The organism is Lichenicoccus sp., assembly GCF_965277665.1.
In the GTDB taxonomy this organism is placed as follows: domain Bacteria; phylum Pseudomonadota; class Alphaproteobacteria; order Acetobacterales; family Acetobacteraceae; genus Lichenicoccus.
In genome coordinates this window covers 167,840-184,258 of record NZ_OZ255835.1, presented here as the reverse complement: position 1 = coordinate 184,258, position 16,419 = coordinate 167,840, and the positions used below count along the sequence as shown (strand labels likewise).

Here is a 16,419-nt window from a genome sequence, read left to right as displayed (position 1 = left end):
CTCATGCACGCGACGGATCGCGGTACGCCCATCGTTACCGCCATGCGGGTGGTCCCCGTGGCAGGACAAGACAGCATGCTACTCAATCTGAGCGGCGCGCACGCCCCTTGGTTTACGCGCAATGTCGTGGTTCTTGAGGACAGCGCAGGCCGGACCGGGCTCGGCGAGGTGCCCGGCGGAGAAGCGATCCGCCTGACACTCGAGGAAGCGCGTCCGCTGGTCGTGGGCCAGCCGACCGGCACCTACAACCGTGTGCTTGCCGCCATCCGTGCCGCGTTCGCCGATCGTGACGGATCCGGCCGCGGGCTGCAGACCTTCGATCTGCGCACGACCATCCACGCCGTGACCGCCGTGGAAGCAGCACTGCTCGATCTGCTCGGCCAGTTCCTGGACGTACCGGTGGCGGCCCTGCTGGGTGAAGGCCAGCAGCGCGACAAGGTCGAGATGCTGGGCTACCTGTTCTTTGTCGGCGACCGCCGCAGGACCACCCTCGGCTATCGAGCAGCGCCGGACGCGGCGAACGCCTGGTTCGCCCTGCGTGACGAGGAGGCGCTCACGCCGGACGCGATCGTTCGTCTCGCGGCGGCGTCCGAGGCGCGATACGGCTTCAACGATTTCAAGCTGAAGGGCGGGGTGCTGGCGGGCGATGCGGAGATGGAGGCAGTCATCGCCCTGCACGAGCGTTTCCCCAATGCTCGCATCACGCTCGACCCCAACGGGGCCTGGTCGCTGGCCGAGGCAACCCGCCTGTGTCGCGACAAGCAGGACGTGCTCGCCTATGCGGAAGATCCCTGCGGCGCCGAGCACGGGTTCTCCGGGCGCGAGGTCATGGCGGAGTTCCGCCGCGCGACGGGGCTGCCGACCGCGACCAACATGATTGCGACCGACTGGAGGCAGATGGCGCATGCCATCCAGCTGCAGGCAGTGGACATTCCGCTGGCCGATCCGCATTTCTGGACGATGCAGGGGTCGGTGCGCGTCGCGCAGCTGTGCCAGATGTTCGGCCTCACCTGGGGTTCGCACTCCAACAGCCATTTCGACATCTCGCTGGCGATGTTTACCCATGTCGGCGCCGCGGCGCCGGGCAACGTCACGGCCATCGACACGCACTGGATCTGGCAGGACGGGACAGGGCTCACGCGTGAGCCGCTGAAGATCGAGCACGGCATGGTGCATGTACCGCCGAAGCCGGGTCTCGGAATCGAGCTTGACACGGAGGCGCTGGAGGCAGCGCACCGCGCCTATCTCTCGATGGGGCTTGGTGCCCGGGACGATGCAGCCGCCATGCAGTTCCTGATCCCGGGCTGGGTGTTCGACAACAAGCGGCCCTGCCTGGTGCGGTAGAGAGGCGACAGCCGCGCATCGAAAAATCGGCGTGCGACGGACCTCAAAGTGAAATCGGGAGGATGGCGGCGTGAACGAATCGAGGTGGCTCAGTATCGGCGGAACGCTGATGCTGGGGTTGTTCGTCGCCTACCTGGACAGGACCAACCTCTCCGTGGGCCTGCCGCAGATCGCGCGCGACACGGGCTTTGCCAGAGCCCGCTTCGCCGTCACGTCGAGCTGGGTTCTGACGACCTTCCTGATCGGCTATGCCGCGGCGAACGTCGTCGGCGGCGTCGCGACCCGCGGGTTTGATCCGAAACACGGTGTCATCGCCTGCATCTCGATCTGGGCGGTCGCAACGCTCGCCATCGGCCTCGCATCCTCCGTCGCCGTGCTCGTGACATGCCGACTTGTCCTCGGTGTCGCGGAGGGCATCTACTGGCCGCAGCAGTCCGGCTTCGCCCAGAACTGGTTCGCACCGCACGAGCGCACCAGGGCGAACGGCCTGATCCAGTACTACGGGCAATTCCTGGCGCTGGCCCTGGGCTTCATCGCACTGACCCCGATCTATAACGCGTTCGGTTGGCGTATCCTGTTCCTTGCCACCGGCGCCACCGGGCTCGTCGTGATCGTCCCGCTCTACAGCATCGCACTTCGGCCGGCGTCGCAGGCACCCTACCGGATGCAGGCGACACGGCCGTATCGCGAGCCGCTGAGCCTGCGGTTGCTTGGTGGTCCCGCCTTCGGCCTGCTGGTCTTCAGCTATGTCACCCAGGGCATGTTGTTCTGGGGCATCACGCTCTGGCTACCGCTGGTCGTCCGCTCGCTCGGCTTTACAGGGTCGGGCCAGGGACTAGCGACCGCGCTGCCTTACCTCCTTGCCATCATGCTGGCCATCCCCATGGCGATCCTGAGCGACCGGACCGGGCAACGCGTGCTGATCGCGGCCCTCGGCCTGCTGCTTCCCGGTGTCGTGCTGCTCCTGCTTCCGCTGGTCGATGCCGCCTATCCGAAGCTCGTGCTGATCACGCTTGCCCTGGGATTCTACGCCAGCAGCTACACGCCGAATATCTGGACGATCCTGCAGGACAGTGTGGCGCCTTCGGCCGTCGGACCTGCATCGGGGATCATGAACGGGCTGGGTGCAGGAGCCGGTGGGACGATCGCCGGTTTCCTGGTCGGGCTCCTGAGGAGCAGCACGGGTTCCTACACCGTGGGCTTCATGGTCCTCGGCGCGCTCGTCCTGCTGGGTGGCATCTCGCTTCTGCTGTATGGCAGGGTCACCCGATCCCGGCGACCTGCAGGTCCTGCCCTCGGCGTTCCCGTCGGGAGGCAGTCATGACACGATGGCTTCCGAGCGAGATCTATCCGGATCCCGCCATCGAGATCCTCGACAAGCGCTTCGCGAGCTATCGCCTGATGAATGCCGGCATCGAGCGCCTCGCGTCAGGAACGCGCTGGGGTGAGGGGCCGGTCTGGTTCGGTGATTGCCGGTCGTTGTTCTGGAGCGACATTCCCAACAACCGTATCCTCAGATGGGACGAGGCGAGTGGCCGGACCAGCGTATTCCGCAGCCCGTCCGGATTCGCCAACGGAAATACCCGCGACCGGAGCGGGCGCCTCGTCACCTGCGAGCACGGTGGCCGGCGCGTGACCCGGACCGAGTATGACGGCTCGATCACCGTTCTGCTCGATCGCTGGAATGGCAAACGCCTCAATTCGCCAAACGACGTGGTGGTCAAGTCCGATGGGAGCATCTGGTTCACGGATCCGCCCTTTGGCCTGCAGACGCATTACGAGGGAGCCGTGGAGGCCCAGGAGCTGCCGGCTTGCGTCTATCGGATCGACCCGCACTCCGGACAAGCGAGCGTCGTCGCCGACGACGTGCTCGGGCCGAACGGGCTGTGCTTCTCGCCCGACGAGCGCGTCCTGCACGTCGTCGAGTCTCGTGGCGAGCCCTCCCGGAAGATCCGGTCCTTCGATGTGGTCGGCGATGTCAGGCTCGGAGGCAGCCGGGTGCTGATCGACGCAGGGCCAGGAACGCCGGACGGGATGCGGTGCGACGTCGACGGCAACCTCTGGGTCGGCTGGGGCATGGGCGATCCGGCACTGGACGGTGTCATGGTCTTCGAGCCGGGCGGCTCTCCGATCGGACGGATCGGCCTGCCGGAACGTTGCGCCAACCTGTGCTTTGGCGGCCGCCACCGCAACCGCCTCTTCATGGCGTGCGGACACGGCCTCTACGCCGTGTTCGTCAACAGCCAAGGGGCGACGTGAGCATGGCCTCCGAGCTCGACAATCGGGATCGGAGGTGCTGACGGCTGATCGACCAGGCCTTCGAGCGGTCGGCATTCCGCCGGTTTTCACTGCCCGCGATCGGCTGCTCTGAGGATCAGGTTGGCGATCACCTGCGGCTGGGAGACCATGGTTGACGCCTCGCTACGCGACCTGCTTGAGCTCCTGATCGCCTCGTTCCAGCAACATCGCCATCCTGCTGCGCTGGGCTTCGAGCAGGGTGAAGCCGACGCTGAGCCGATCCGACCCCTGAACGGCGAGCACGCTGACCGCGAAATCCATCCCGCTCACCGACAGCCTGCCGCATGCGCCGCGAACCGCTCCGGCGTTGCCGCACAGCAAGGCACCGGTCTCGGACAAGTCGCGCACGCGGACGTCCGCAGGTGGCCGGCCATCGAGCGACAGCCGCGCCGGCAGATCCACCTGGACCCGCGCCGCCTTCCGGCGATCGACGATGCTGGTGGATGTGCGCACGGCGCGTATCACCGTCTGACGCAGCTGCTGGACGGCCGCTTCCAGCACGCCGGCGGTCGTGCGAACGGTCGCGGCCTGCTTGTCGGTCTCCCCTGCGGCGTTACGCACATCCTCGACACGACCGGCCATGCGATTCGCGGCAGCCGCGGTTTCGCCGATGCTGCGCGCGATCTCCGCGGTCGCAGCACTCTGCTCCTCGACCGCGGCCGCGACCGACGCGCTGATGCTGTCGATCTCGCCGATCATGCTCACCATGTGCGTGACCTCTTCCGACGCAAGTCCGGTCGCCTTGCGCACGGCGCTGATCTGGCGGCCGATATCCTCGGTGGAGCGGGCGGTCTGGTTGGCGAGCTGCTTGACCTCGCTGGCAACCACGGCAAATCCCTTGCCGGCATCTCCCGCGCGCGCCGCCTCGATGGTGGCATTCAGGGCCAGCAGGTTGGTGCGCGACGCGATGTCGGCGATCATGTCGGCGACCTGACCGATCTGCTCGGCCTGATGCGACAGCGCCTCGATGCTCGCACGCGCCCCCCGGCCCGCCGCGACCGCCTTCTGCGCCGCCATGCTGGAACTGGTCACCTGCTGCATGATCTCGCGGATGGAGGCCGTCAGCTGTTCCGCGGCACTCGCCACGGTCTGCGCCGTGAGCAGGGTCTGGCCGGCTTCCAGCGCCGCCTCAGAGGCGTTCTGGCCGGTATGGGTCGCGGTGCTCGACATCGCCCGTGCGATGGCCGACATCTCGCCGGTCAGCGCGCTCAGCCTCTCGACCGCGACCCCGGCCTCGTGCTCGATCTTTTCGGCCATGCCGGTCAGCGCCAGCTCCCGGCTCTGCCGTTCCGCCTCCGTATAGGTCTCGAGCAGAACCTCCAGGTCGAGCCAGGCCACCTTGTTCAAGCTGGCACGGAGCAGCGCCTGCTCGGCCGAGCGCCGCCTCGTGCCCCACCATGCGCCGAAGCCGGTGCGACCGCCCTCGGCCAGTCCGAGATCCTTGATGATCCCGTTCATCACGCTGGCGTGGCAGATCGCCGCGGCGTAGCCGGGGACCTTGTTGTTGTAGAACGCCGAGGCGAGCGCCTGCGCGGATTCGAGGAAGCCCTCCTCGAGCGCGCCGCTGGCGACGCGTGTCCAGTGCTTCACGCGGATCGCGTGCACCACGGGATCCATCAACGCGGTCTGCATCTCCGGCCAGCTCGCGAAGGCGACGTGCAGCTCCTCGAGCAAGCGAGGCAGTCGCGAGGTCGCGAACCCGGCCTGGCCTTTCAGCCGCTGGATATCGGCGGGCACGATGCCGAAGGCCTTGAACCGTTTTTCCTGCTCGGCATCGATCGTCATGGCCTGTTCATTCGCTGGTCGCGCTCCGCGCGGTGAAGGATGCAGCCTCTGATTGATACGAGACCAAGATGAACGATTGGTGAATCGGGTCACTCCCACTCGATTGTTCCTGAGTCTCGCAAGGGGCTGTTTTCCTTGGAAAACCAGCCTATCCATACCGCATCGATCACCCCCCGGGACCCTGGCAGCCATCGGGTCGTGACCGACGCTTAATCTTCATCGTCCGGTCGCGGCCGACGCCGACGAGAACTCGGCTCAAAGAGACTGAGTGCCGCGTCAATCTGCCGCTCAAAGATCTCGGGCGCAGGCGATCCGGTTCCCAGGACCAGCTCCTGATAGGCGTCGCCCAGCGCGAGCTGGACGAGTTGCTCGGCGATGCTGGGCGCTGTTGCGGCATCATGATTTTCCGCCCAGAGCTGCGCGATCACGGCCCGGACCTGACGCGGCCCTGCCTCCCAAAACAGGCGCCCCCGTGGTGGGCCGCTACCGCTATGAGGGAACGCACACGGGAACTTCCTCGGCTATCCCGCGACGGGCAACGCCTTTGCGATGCGCTCGATCGATATCTGGCGGGTCGAGAACGGACGCTTCGTCGGGCACTGGGACGAGCTCAATACGCTCGACATGTTCGCCCAAGTCGGCGCCGTGCCGCCACTTCGCCAGCCATCGTAGCGCAGTCGATGCAGCGGCCAACGAGACGAGGAGCAAGCATCCATGCATGCGAGCCAACTTATCACTGTCTGGCTTCCAATGGCGCTCGGCGTCGCGATGGTCGGGGCCGAGGCGATCAACTTCGTCGGCCCCGGATCGGTCCGCGAGTCCTTCGGGCGCTGGGGTTACCCGGCCGGTTTTCATCGGGTGACCGGCGCGCTTGAGATAACCGCAGGATTGCTGCTGCTGATCCCGGCAACATCGCGTGCCGGCGCGGTCGGCAGCACCGCGATCCTTCTGGCCGCGCTGATGACGCTGGTCCGTCATCGCGACTGGACGCACCTACCGGGCGCCATCGTGCTGACGGCGGCGTCGGTGGCAATCGTCCTTCATGGATAGGACAGGCAATGAGGCTCGCCGAGAGCCAATGCCTCGGTGGCGTTGTTCGTCAGGCAGATGCGGCCGTCGACCAACGCCGGGCCCACTTTAGTTCATAGGCGCTGAGACGGAGCGGAAGGACCGAGCGGAGGCCACTAGCGGCCAGGTGACAGGCGGAGGAAATCCCGCCGAACCTGAGCTGTCGCTGCCTATGGTATCCCAGCACTCCCACTCGATGGTTCACAGCTATGGTAACTCGCTGATTAGCAGCGCAAGTCTTTTCGGTGCACGATGAAGAACCGTCTTGCCGATCCGTCAGCAAGTTGCGCTCTTGATTTCAAACACCGGTTTTGAGGGTCCACGATTTGCTCGGTTTCAGCGACTATCTGTATCAACCGGTCGATTTCTTTCTGACGGCCGCCGACCGAGCCGTGCCGGCAGTTCCCAAAAAAGACGGTCGCGAGGCTGTCTACCACCAGACTCCGTCGCGAGATCTACATCGGGCTGCGTAATTGATACAGCCTTACGCCCGAGACAGCGCCATCGGTGACCTGCCGCGCGTCAGTCGGGCGATATGGACAGCCCCGCGAGAAGCGGCGCGTACGCGGCGAGCCTGCGGGATACGAACTCCGTGAAGAGCCGCACGCGCTTCGTCTTGCGTGTCTCCCCCTGTGTGACAAGCCAGAGCGTTCCGTACATGTGCAGGTCGGTGCCCGGCACCCGCACCAGGTGGGGGTCGGCATCTCCGACGAAGCACGGCAGTGTCGTGATCCCGAGCCCTTGCCGTACAGCAACGATCTGCCCCTCGGCGTCCGTGGTCCTGAATGGAACCCCCGTGGTGCGAACCTCACCCTCGCTGGACCAATCTGGAATACCATGAATGCTTATGACGATCCACCGGATGGGATCAGGCGCGCCCGCACGCCATGCGGCTAGTTGATCGCAGGACATGTAGACGCCGCCGAACAGCTCCGGTCCCTTCAGGCCGTGAAGATTGAGCGGCAGGGTTTTGCGGTCGTAAACGACGCGGATCGCCACGTCGGCCTCTCGGTTGGTCAGATTTGCCAGCTCGCCGGACGACAAGATCTCCATCTCGATGTCCGGATGCAGACGCACGAAATCGGCGAAGTCCGGCATGAGCAGGTGTGTCGCGAGGGTCGGAGCCAACGTCACCCGCAGAAGCCCGCGCACGCTCTGGTCGCGCCCAAAGACGCGCGTCTCCAGCTGGTGCGACGACGCTTCCATCTGGTTCGCGAGCTCGAGGACCTCCTCGCCCGCTTCCGTCAGGCGGTAGCCCGCCGGCCGCTTTTCGAACATCTTCGCCCCGAGGCGTTCCTCGAGCTGTGCGATGCGTCGCAGCACGGTCGAGTGATACACCCCGAGGCCCTCGGCGGCAGCCCGCACCGAGCCTCCGCGCGCAACGGCAAGAAAGTAGCGAACGTCATCCCAGTCGATCATGGTGCAGTCTGGCACCGCGCGGTGCGGTGCGCCTTCCAAAGCCCGTATCTAGCACATCGAACAGCAGTACGGGCGGCCATCATGGCCTATGTCGACCGACGCGGCCCAATTCCGAACGGCGAACCGATCGTCGCGGCTGGCGCGAGCGTCCAGCCGGATCGATTTCGCACCACCGATGTGCGCGCTTCCGCACTCAACGCCTGACGCCGGCAGACCCATTTCGGGGTTCTCGGGGCCTCCCCGAACAACCAAGGACGGAGCCTGAAAGGGAAGTTATGGGAAAGCTAGACGGTAAGGTTGCAGTCATCACGGGTGGATCGAGCGGCATGGCGCTGGCAAGCGCCAGGCGGTTCGTTGAGGAAGGCGCCTATGTGTTCATCACGGGCCGGAGACAGGAGGCGCTCGACGAGGCCGTCAAGCTGATCGGCCGGAACGTGACCGGCGTGCGCGGCGACGTGGCCAATCTCGACGACCTCGACCGCCTGTTCGACACGGTCAAGCGGGAGAAGGGCAGTATCGACGTTCTCTACGCGAGCGCCGGCATGGGCGAGGCCGTCCCACTGGGCGAGATCACCGAGCGGCATTTCGATGTGACCTTCGGCCTGAATACGCGCGGCACGCTGTTTACGATTCAGAAGGCGTTGCCGCTGTTCAACGATGGCGGATCGATCTTCATGACCGGGTCAGTTGCTTCGGTGAAAGGTTTTCCTGGTTACGGCGTGTATGCGGCGAGCAAGGCGGCGTTGCGCTCATTCGCACGCACCTGGCTCAACGAACTGAAGGGCAGGAATATCCGGGTGAACGTGCTTAGCCCGGGGCCGATCGCCACGCCGATGCAGGACCAAGTGCTCACCGAGGAGGCGAAGCGGATGTTCGAATCCCTGATCCCGCGGGGAAAGATGGGGCGCCCTGAGGAAATTGCGGCGGTCGCGCTGTTTCTTGCCTCGGACGATTCGAGCTTCGTGAATGGGGTGGAGTTGTCTGTCGACGGCGGCTTCTCGGCCATCTGAATTCGCGCCGGATCGCGGCAAGCAGCTGACCGGCGGGAACCAGCAGGTCCATCGTGGAACGACTTCCTGCTGAACGGTCAGTCCGGCCGCGTGGAAGTCGTTCACGGCAGGACGACGACGCGAAGGTCGCCACACGGCGGAACGGAAAACCCAACGCCGTTGCAGGCCGGGGGACCAATACCAACACGGATCGGAGAAGCATCATGAGCTATGCGATTGTCGGATTCGGCAAGATAGGCCAGGCCCTCGCCCACGCTTTCGCCCGTAAAAACATCGACGTGACCGTCGCGAGCCACCGGCCGCCCGAGGCGTTGGCGCCACGGGCTCAGGCGATTGGACCCACGGTCGTCGCCAAGTCGCTGCGGGATGCACTCGAGGCCGACACGATCATCCTGGCGGTCCCGTTTGGGGAGCATCTTGAGGTTGCCAACGCCCTGCCGAGCTGGAAAGGCAAGACGGTCATCGACGCGATGAACGCTTTAGTTCCGCTCGACGAGATGGACGGCCTCCTGTCGTCCGCCTTCGTCGCGAAGGCGTTCACCGGCGCCAAGCTCGTGAAAGGTTTCAATCACCTGATTGCGGCCACCCTGGCTGCCGATCCGATCGTCGAGGGCGGCCACCGGGTCGTCTTTCTGTCGAGCGACGACGAGGACGCGACCGCTTCCGTGGCGGCCCTGGCCAAACAACTCGGGTTCGCACCCGTCAAGCTGGGAAAGCTCAACGAGGGCGGCGCGCTGGTGCACGCACGCGGCCGCACTTGGGGCCCGCTCATCTTCCAGGATTTGTTCAAGAAGGAGCAATAATCAATCCATGGCCTAGGGATTCGCCCGCGTGTCCTCTGCGATCCGGCACTACTCCGTGGTACGCCCCCTTCACTCCCACTCGATCGTTCCCGGCGGCTTGGACGTGATGTCGTACGTCACCCGGTTGATGCCGCGCACCTCGTTGACGATCCTCCCGGCCACCCGGTTCAGGAACCCCATGTCGAACGGATAGACGTCCGCCGTCATGCCGTCGGTACTGGTCACAGCGCGCAGCGCGCAAGCCTGGTCGTAGGTGCGGCCGTCGCCCATGACGCCCACGGTGCGCACCGGCAGCAGCACCGCGAAGGCCTGCCAGATCGCATCGTACAGCCCGGCGGCGCGGATCTCCTCCAGGAAGATGCTGTCCGCCTTGCGCAGCAAGGCGAGACCGTCCCGGGTGATCGCCCCGGGAATGCGTATGGCCAGGCCGGGGCCCGGGAACGGGTGCCGGCCGACGATGCTCTCGGGGATGCCGAGCTCGCGTCCGAGGGCGCGCACCTCGTCCTTGAACAGCTCGCGCAACGGCTCGACCAGCTGCATGCGCATGCGCTCGGGCAGACCGCCGACATTGTGGTGCGACTTGATGGTGACCGAGGCGCCACCGGTGAAGCTGACGCTCTCGATCACGTCCGGATACAGCGTGCCCTGGGCCAGGAAATCGGCGCCGCCGAGGGTCTTGGCCTCCTGCTCGAACACCTCGATGAACAGGCGGCCGATGGTCTTGCGCTTGGTCTCCGGGTCGGTGACGCTTTCGAGCGCATCGAGGAACAGCGCGCTCGCGTCGCGATGCACCAGCTTGATGTTGAAGCGGCCGCGAAAGGTGCGCACCACCTCCTCCGCCTCGCCGGCGCGCAGCAGGCCGTGATCGACAAAGATGCAGGTGAGCTGCTCGCCGATCGCCTCGTGGATCAGCACCGCCGCCACCGAAGAGTCCACCCCACCGGAAAGCCCGCAGATCACCTGGCCGCTGCCGACCTGCGCGCGGATGCGGTCGATCTCCATGTCCCGGAACCCGGCCATGCTCCACTTGCCCCGGCAGCCGGCGACGTCGTGGGTGAAGTTGCGCAGCAGTGCCGCGCCATGCGGGGTGTGCACCACTTCGGGATGGAACTGCACGCCATAGAGCCGCCGCCCCTCGTCGGCGATGATCGCATAGGGCGCGCCCTCGCTGACCGCGACCGCCCGGAAGCCCGGCGGCAGGCGGCTGACCCGATCGCCATGGCTCATCCAGACCTGCTCGCGGCCGCCGCGCTGCCAGACGCCGCGCAACAGCGCGCAGTCCTCGAGGATGTCGACATGGGCGCGGCCGAACTCGCGGTGGTCCGACGGCAACACCTCGCCGCCCAGCTGCTGGCACATCGTCTGCTGGCCGTAGCAGATCCCCAGCACCGGCACGCCGAGTGCCCACACCTGCTCCGGCGCGCGCGGCGAGCCGGCCTCGGGCACGCTGGAGGGCCCCCCCGACAGAATGACGCCGCGCGGTCCGAAGCCGCGGATGCGCTCGATACTGGCGCTGTACGGCCAGATCTCGCAGTACACGCCGCTCTCGCGCACCCTGCGGGCGATCAGCTGCGTGACCTGGCTGCCGAAATCCAGGATCAGCACCCGATCCTCGTGCAGGACGGCTTCCAGCGGAAGGCTCATGGCGGATACCCCATCGAGGTCAGGAACCGGTGAGCGGCCCAGGGTGTGGCTTGCAGCACGACACTCCGACCCGGCGCAAGCCTTGCCGGCCCTGGCGGTCGCCGAGCCGCCGAATTAGCCTGGCGCCATGCGCTCAGTCCTGCTTGCGTTCGTCGCCGTTGCCACCGTGGTCGCCACCCCGGCCGAGGCCGTCCCCGCTGAGGTGTTGCACGGCTCCTGGTCGGGAACGCTCCGCACCCTGCAGGGCACCTGCCCCACCTTGCGTCCCTCCACCCTGGTCATCCATGCCGGCGAGGTCAGCTTTGCGCCGGCAGACGGGGTGCTGGTGCTGGAGGGCAAGGTGAAGCCGGACGGCCAGCACCTGTACGCCCAGCTGCAGCTGCCGGGCGTCGACCACAAGCCGGTGCCGATGGTGTTCGATGGCCATTCGCAGGACAAGACCATCGTCGGGCTTTACGGGACGCCGAGCTGCAGGGCGGAGGTGCTGTTGCTGCGGGCCCGCGACCGGCCGCTGCAGCGCGCCCTCGGGCGTTAGACTGCAAGGGTTGCGGCCCTCAACCTTTCGGGCTAAGTCCCCCGCCCAAGGCAGGCACCCGTAGCTCAATTGGATAGAGCACCAGACTACGAATCTGGGGGTTGGAAGTTCGAGTCTTTCCGGGTGCGCCAGATTCCAACGGGTCAGCGAGAATAAAAGCCCGGATCGTCGACGCGAGGGGTCGCCCCGTTCCACAGCTTCTTCCATCATTCGCGGGTGCTCCCCACGCGAGCCACCGGTTTACGGGATGAGGGCAGAATGTCAGGCAGACCAGATGTCGGGCTCGGCCCGCGACTTTTAGCGATCGAGACGGCGATACGCGCGCTGATCGAGCAGGCAAGCTCGACCGATCCGGCATTGCGCGACCGCATCAAGGGAGCGGCCGAGCTCTATCTCGCAGCCATTCCCCCGTCGGGAGACATTGAACGCGAGTTCATTGAGCGAGCGAGAACTTGCGTCGCATCCATAACGCGCCTTCCGAGCGCCTGACCTTCATCCGGCGGGCGCCGAAAGCTTCGAGACGCCGTGCCCCCAACGTCCCCGCCCCAGCCAGGGGGTGAGCCATACCCACCCCCAAAGCCGAGACATGCGCGAATTTGCGTCAGCGAACGAGCATCCACAGGCCACTAGAAACAATGGCCACGACCGCGACAGTCGCGACGTTGGTGATGACTGACACTCGATCACGACGAAGCTCAGGCATCTTGGTGTAGTTCGACATAGTGAAGTCCCAACCTGCTCCGAACAAGGAATATCGTTCGAAGCGAGCGGAGACTTGGTGGGCAGCTACCCGCAGCGCCACAGACAAATGCGCATGCCTAACTTGCACGCGCACCTGCTATGCGCACGCCGGTTATGCATGGGCGGTTCAAACTGCCCTGCTCGGGTTGCGGGGCGCCCGGTGCCTGGCGACCGGCCTGCGCGCAAGGCGGCTCATGAGGGTATCAGTTCAGTTGAGGCCCTTCGGTCCGGCGGCGCCGACCTGATCGGCACCGCCGGAAGCGCTGCCTCAGGATCGGCGCCCGCGGCTCAGGCCAGACTGGATGATCACCGCGAGCAGCAGGAACACGCCGCCGGCCAGGCCCTGGTAGGCGGCACTCAGGCTGCCGATCTGGTTGATGATATTGTTGATCAGCCCCAGCAGCAGCACGCCCGCGAGGGCTCCGGCCATGGTGCCGACACCACCGGTGAGCAGCACGCCGCCGATCACGGCGGCTGCGATCGATTGCAGCTCGTAGCCGTTGCCGGCGGCCGAGAGACCGCTGCTGAGATGGGCCGCCAGCAACGCCCCGGCCAGGCCGCTCAGGCCGCCGCTGAGGCAGTAGGTGAGGATCTTCACACGCTCGACCCGGATGCCGAGCATGCGGGCCGCCTCCTCGTTGCCGCCGATGGCGAACACCGCGGCGCCGAACGAGGTGCGGTTGAGCACGATGGCGGCGATCCCGAACGCGCCCAGCAGGATCAGGATCAAGGTGTTGATGCCCGCGATCTGTCCGTTGGCGATGCGGCCGAAGAAGCCCGAATGGGCGATGACCATGCTCTCGCCGGCCAGCGCCACGGCGACGCCCTTCAGCGCCAGCAGCGCCGACAGGGTGACGATGAACGGCGCCATCCGGGCCCGCGCGATGAGCAGCCCGTCGATCAGGCCGACCAGGACGCCCGCGACGGCCGGCAGCAGCAGGGCGGCGGCCCAGCCGTACGGAAGCGCATAGGCGGCCAGCACGGTGCCGACGCTGACCATCGATCCCACGGCGAGATCGAAGCCGCCCAGGATGATGACGAAGGTCTGCCCGATGCCGACGAGGCCCAGGAAGGTCGCCGCCGTCACGATGTCCTGCAGGTTGCCGGCGTGCAGGAAGTCGGGAAACGCAACTCCCGCGACCAGCACGACCGCCGCCAGCACCACGATCGCGCCACGCGCCTGGATCAGCGCGATCAGCTGCGCGCCGCCGAAGCGGCGGCGGTCGAGGGTGGCCTGCCCGAGCCCGTCCGCCACCGGCCTAGCCACCTGCCCGCTGCAGGTAGAGTGCTGCGATGATGAACCCCGCCTTGAGGATCTGGGCGTAGGTCGAGTTCACGTTGTTCATGATGAAGCTCGCATCGAGCACCTCCAGCAGCAGGACGCCGAACACCGTGCCGATGGTCGAGACGCGGCCGCCGGACAGCGGCGTGCCGCCGATCACCGAGGCGGCAATCGCGTCGAGCTCGAACTGCACGCCGATATAGTTGGGGTCGGCGGCGCCGAGACGCGCGGTTGCGAACAGGCCCGCGATGCCGGCGAGCAGGCCGCTCAGGCCATAGACGAACACCAGCGTCGCCCGCACCGGCTGGCCGGCCAGGAACGAAGCGGTGCGGCTGGCGCCGGCGAAGATCGCGTAGTGGCCGAAGGTCGTGCGGCGCACGATGAACGAGAACAATACGGCGATGGCGAGTGCCAGCAGCGCGGTCACCGGCAGCACCGAGACGGTGGCGGCACCCAGCCAGGGGATCGCGCCGTCGAACGGCAGGTCGGCGCGCGCGCCGCCGAGCAGCGCCTGGGCCAGGCCGCGGGCTGCCACCAGCAGCGACAGGCTGGAGATCAGCGGATCGATGCGCAGGAATGCGATCAGCAGCCCGTTGAGCAGCCCGCAGCACAGGCCGGCGCCGATGCCGAGTGCCATCGAGGTCGCCTGGCCACCGACAGGATCCCACGCCAGCGTGACTCCGATCACCGCCGAGCTCAGCGCCATCACCGAGCCGACCGAAAGATCGATGCCGCGCGTGCCGATCGCCAGGCTCTGGCCGAGGCCGATCAGGATGACGGGTGCGGATTCGAACAGCAGGCTGCGTATAACCGCCGGATTGCGAAAGCCGGGCGTCACCGCGAGATCGAACAGCACCAGGGCGACGAAGGCGAGATAGACGCTCCACAGCCGCACCCAGCCGGCCGGAAGCCGGGACGTGCCCGCGGATGTCACTCCGGTACCGCTCACGCCGAGACGAGGCCCGTCTTGCCGCCTGTCGTGCCGTCGGCGCCCGCCAGCAGCGCCAGCACGTCCTCGGACTCGCGTCCGGCGGTCTCGAGCTCGCCGGTCACCGCGCCCTCGGTCAGCACCACCAGCCGGTCGGCAAGTTCCATGAGTTCCTCGACTTCGGAAGAGGTGACGAGCACGCCGAGACCGTCGCCGGCGAGTGCCCGCACCGTGCGATGCACCTCGGCCTTGGCGCCGACATCGATGCCGCGCGTCGGATCGTCCAGCATCAGCACCGCGGGCTCGGTGCAGAGCGCGCGCGCGATCAGCACCTTCTGCTGATTGCCGCCCGAGAGTTCGGAAATCAGCGCCGACGGCCCCGAGGTCTTGATGCCGAGCGAGCGGACATAGCGCGCAACCAGTTCATCCTGCCGGCGACGTGAGACCACCCCGAGGCGGGAGATGCGCGGCAGCACCGCCGCGGTCAGGTTCTCGCGTACCGACAGACGCGGGAAGATGCCTTCCGAGCGGCGATCCTCCGAGAGGAAGGCCAGTCCCTGGCGGATGCTGCGCGTCGGTGTAGGCGACGCGAGAGCGTTTTCGCCGAGCCGGACCTCGCCCTTCTCCGGCGTCTCGGCGCCGTAGATCGCCTTGAGGGTCTCGGTACGGCCGGAGCCGAGCAGGCCGGCGAGACCGAGGATCTCGCCGCGCCGCACCGAGAGCGACACGTCCAGCACCCGGCGCCGCCACGACAGCCCGCGCACGCTGAGCGCCTTCGCCCCGACATCGCCTTGTGCGCGGACGGTCTGCGCGCGCGCCGCACGTTCGCCGGCCGACGGTCCGGCGGCCATCGCCTCGCGGCCGAGCATGGCTGCGATCAGGCGGGCTCGCGGCAGGTCCGCCACCTTGGCGGTCTCGACCATGCGCCCGTCGCGCAGCACCGTCAGCCGGTCGCACAGACGGTAGCATTCGGACAGACGGTGGCTGACATAGACGATGCCCTTGCCCTCGCGCCGCAACTGCTCGACCACGGTGTAGAGCAGATCCACCTCGGCGCCGCTGAGTGCCGATGTCGGCTCGTCCATGATGACGACGCGTGCGCCGAGCGAGACCACGCGGACGATCGAGACCATCTGCTGGATCCCTAAGCCCAGGCTGCGCAGCGGCTGGCGCGGATCGATGTCGAGGCCGTAGCGCCGGAGCAGTGCGCCGGACTGCCGCCACATGGCCGCCTGGTCGGTCAGCACGCCGAAGCGGCGCGGTTCGCGGCCGAGGAATATGTTGGCGGCGACGCTGCGCTCCGGGATCAGGTTGATTTCCTGATACACCGCGGCGACCCCCGCGCGCTGCGCCGCACGCGGGCTGTCGAACGCGACCGGCTTGTCGTCGAGCCACATCTCGCCGCTGCTCGGCTGATGCAAGCCGGTCAGGATCTTGATGAGCGTGGATTTCCCCGCACCGTTCTCGCCCATCAGCCCGTGCACCTCGCCGGCCTCGACGGTGAACGTCACGTCGCGCAACGCGGGCACGTTGCCGAAGCTCTTGCCCACGTCACGCGTTCT

General features: G+C 66.8%; 16 protein-coding genes, 1 tRNA gene and 1 pseudogene. 11 read left to right on the top strand and 7 right to left on the bottom strand.

Annotated features, from left to right (window positions below; all coding sequences use genetic code 11):
* Positions 1-3: 3 nt before the first annotated feature.
* From gudD to ACQY4O_RS00850, 3 genes are all read left to right on the top strand, one after another.
* A complete protein-coding gene (gene gudD, locus ACQY4O_RS00860; protein ID WP_428374367.1) occupies positions 4-1,344 on the top strand; it encodes a glucarate dehydratase in 1,341 nt (446 codons plus the stop codon).
* Positions 1,345-1,414: 70 nt separating this feature from the next.
* Positions 1,415-2,668 carry an MFS transporter gene (locus tag ACQY4O_RS00855; protein ID WP_428374366.1) on the top strand — a complete coding sequence of 418 codons (1,254 nt, stop codon included), beginning with the start codon at positions 1,415-1,417 and terminating at the stop codon, positions 2,666-2,668.
* Positions 2,665-3,603: an SMP-30/gluconolactonase/LRE family protein gene (locus ACQY4O_RS00850; protein ID WP_428374365.1), complete on the top strand. Its 939-nt coding sequence runs from the start codon at positions 2,665-2,667 to the stop codon at positions 3,601-3,603. The genes ACQY4O_RS00855 and ACQY4O_RS00850 overlap by 4 nt, the downstream gene beginning before the upstream one ends.
* A gap of 162 nt (positions 3,604-3,765) precedes the next feature.
* Here the strand turns inward: ACQY4O_RS00850 and ACQY4O_RS00845 are convergent, their stop codons facing one another.
* A complete protein-coding gene (locus tag ACQY4O_RS00845) occupies positions 3,766-5,427 on the bottom strand; it encodes a methyl-accepting chemotaxis protein (protein ID WP_428374364.1) in 1,662 nt (553 codons plus the stop codon).
* A 209-nt stretch (positions 5,428-5,636) separates the two neighbouring features.
* Positions 5,637-5,855 (bottom strand): hypothetical protein, encoded by a 219-nt coding sequence (locus tag ACQY4O_RS00840; protein ID WP_428374363.1) that lies wholly within the window; start codon positions 5,853-5,855, stop codon positions 5,637-5,639.
* 79 nt (positions 5,856-5,934) lie between these two features.
* Between ACQY4O_RS00840 and ACQY4O_RS00835 the strand changes: the two are divergent.
* Both ACQY4O_RS00835 and ACQY4O_RS00830 read left to right on the top strand, forming a co-directional pair.
* Positions 5,935-6,099: pseudogene (locus ACQY4O_RS00835) on the top strand (ester cyclase); the annotation flags it as partial.
* A gap of 78 nt (positions 6,100-6,177) precedes the next feature.
* Entirely contained in the window at positions 6,178-6,477 is a 300-nt protein-coding gene (locus ACQY4O_RS00830; protein WP_428374362.1) for a DoxX family protein, read from the top strand.
* A gap of 540 nt (positions 6,478-7,017) precedes the next feature.
* On the opposite strand, the gene ACQY4O_RS00825 is transcribed toward ACQY4O_RS00830, so the two are convergent.
* Positions 7,018-7,914: a LysR family transcriptional regulator gene (locus ACQY4O_RS00825; protein WP_428374361.1), complete on the bottom strand. Its 897-nt coding sequence runs from the start codon at positions 7,912-7,914 to the stop codon at positions 7,018-7,020.
* A gap of 81 nt (positions 7,915-7,995) precedes the next feature.
* Here ACQY4O_RS00825 and ACQY4O_RS00820 point away from each other — a divergent pair, with 81 nt between their 5' ends.
* From ACQY4O_RS00820 to ACQY4O_RS00810, 3 genes are all read left to right on the top strand, one after another.
* Positions 7,996-8,118 (top strand): hypothetical protein, encoded by a 123-nt coding sequence (locus tag ACQY4O_RS00820; RefSeq protein ID WP_428374360.1) that lies wholly within the window; start codon positions 7,996-7,998, stop codon positions 8,116-8,118.
* A 71-nt stretch (positions 8,119-8,189) separates the two neighbouring features.
* Positions 8,190-8,924, top strand: coding sequence for an SDR family NAD(P)-dependent oxidoreductase (locus ACQY4O_RS00815; RefSeq protein ID WP_428374359.1), 735 nt, complete (start codon positions 8,190-8,192; stop codon positions 8,922-8,924).
* A 203-nt stretch (positions 8,925-9,127) separates the two neighbouring features.
* Entirely contained in the window at positions 9,128-9,727 is a 600-nt protein-coding gene (locus ACQY4O_RS00810) for an NADPH-dependent F420 reductase (RefSeq protein WP_428374358.1), read from the top strand.
* A gap of 69 nt (positions 9,728-9,796) precedes the next feature.
* On the opposite strand, the gene guaA is transcribed toward ACQY4O_RS00810, so the two are convergent.
* The gene (guaA, locus tag ACQY4O_RS00805; RefSeq protein WP_428374357.1) at positions 9,797-11,371 is read right to left on the bottom strand and encodes a glutamine-hydrolyzing GMP synthase; all 1,575 of its coding nucleotides are present in this window, start codon (positions 11,369-11,371) and stop codon (positions 9,797-9,799) included.
* Positions 11,372-11,498: 127 nt separating this feature from the next.
* Here guaA and ACQY4O_RS00800 point away from each other — a divergent pair, with 127 nt between their 5' ends.
* The 3 genes from ACQY4O_RS00800 (at position 11,499) to ACQY4O_RS00790 (ending at position 12,395) form a co-directional block, all read left to right on the top strand.
* The gene (locus tag ACQY4O_RS00800) at positions 11,499-11,906 is read left to right on the top strand and encodes a hypothetical protein (protein ID WP_428374356.1); all 408 of its coding nucleotides are present in this window, start codon (positions 11,499-11,501) and stop codon (positions 11,904-11,906) included.
* Between the two features lie 54 nt (positions 11,907-11,960).
* Positions 11,961-12,037: transfer RNA gene (locus ACQY4O_RS00795), tRNA-Arg, on the top strand.
* 127 nt (positions 12,038-12,164) lie between these two features.
* Positions 12,165-12,395 carry a hypothetical protein gene (locus ACQY4O_RS00790; protein ID WP_428374355.1) on the top strand — a complete coding sequence of 77 codons (231 nt, stop codon included), beginning with the start codon at positions 12,165-12,167 and terminating at the stop codon, positions 12,393-12,395.
* Between the two features lie 520 nt (positions 12,396-12,915).
* Here ACQY4O_RS00790 and ACQY4O_RS00785 read toward each other — a convergent pair.
* From ACQY4O_RS00785 to ACQY4O_RS00775, 3 genes are read right to left on the bottom strand one after another with little or no spacing between them, the layout of a single operon-like run.
* Positions 12,916-13,914 carry an ABC transporter permease gene (locus ACQY4O_RS00785; RefSeq protein WP_428374354.1) on the bottom strand — a complete coding sequence of 333 codons (999 nt, stop codon included), beginning with the start codon at positions 13,912-13,914 and terminating at the stop codon, positions 12,916-12,918.
* Positions 13,907-14,878 (bottom strand): ABC transporter permease, encoded by a 972-nt coding sequence (locus ACQY4O_RS00780; RefSeq protein WP_428374353.1) that lies wholly within the window; start codon positions 14,876-14,878, stop codon positions 13,907-13,909. The genes ACQY4O_RS00785 and ACQY4O_RS00780 overlap by 8 nt, the downstream gene beginning before the upstream one ends.
* Positions 14,875-16,407 carry a sugar ABC transporter ATP-binding protein gene (locus ACQY4O_RS00775; protein WP_428374352.1) on the bottom strand — a complete coding sequence of 511 codons (1,533 nt, stop codon included), beginning with the start codon at positions 16,405-16,407 and terminating at the stop codon, positions 14,875-14,877. Before ACQY4O_RS00775 ends, ACQY4O_RS00780 begins: the two co-directional genes overlap by 4 nt.
* Between the last annotated feature and the right edge of the window lie 12 nt (positions 16,408-16,419).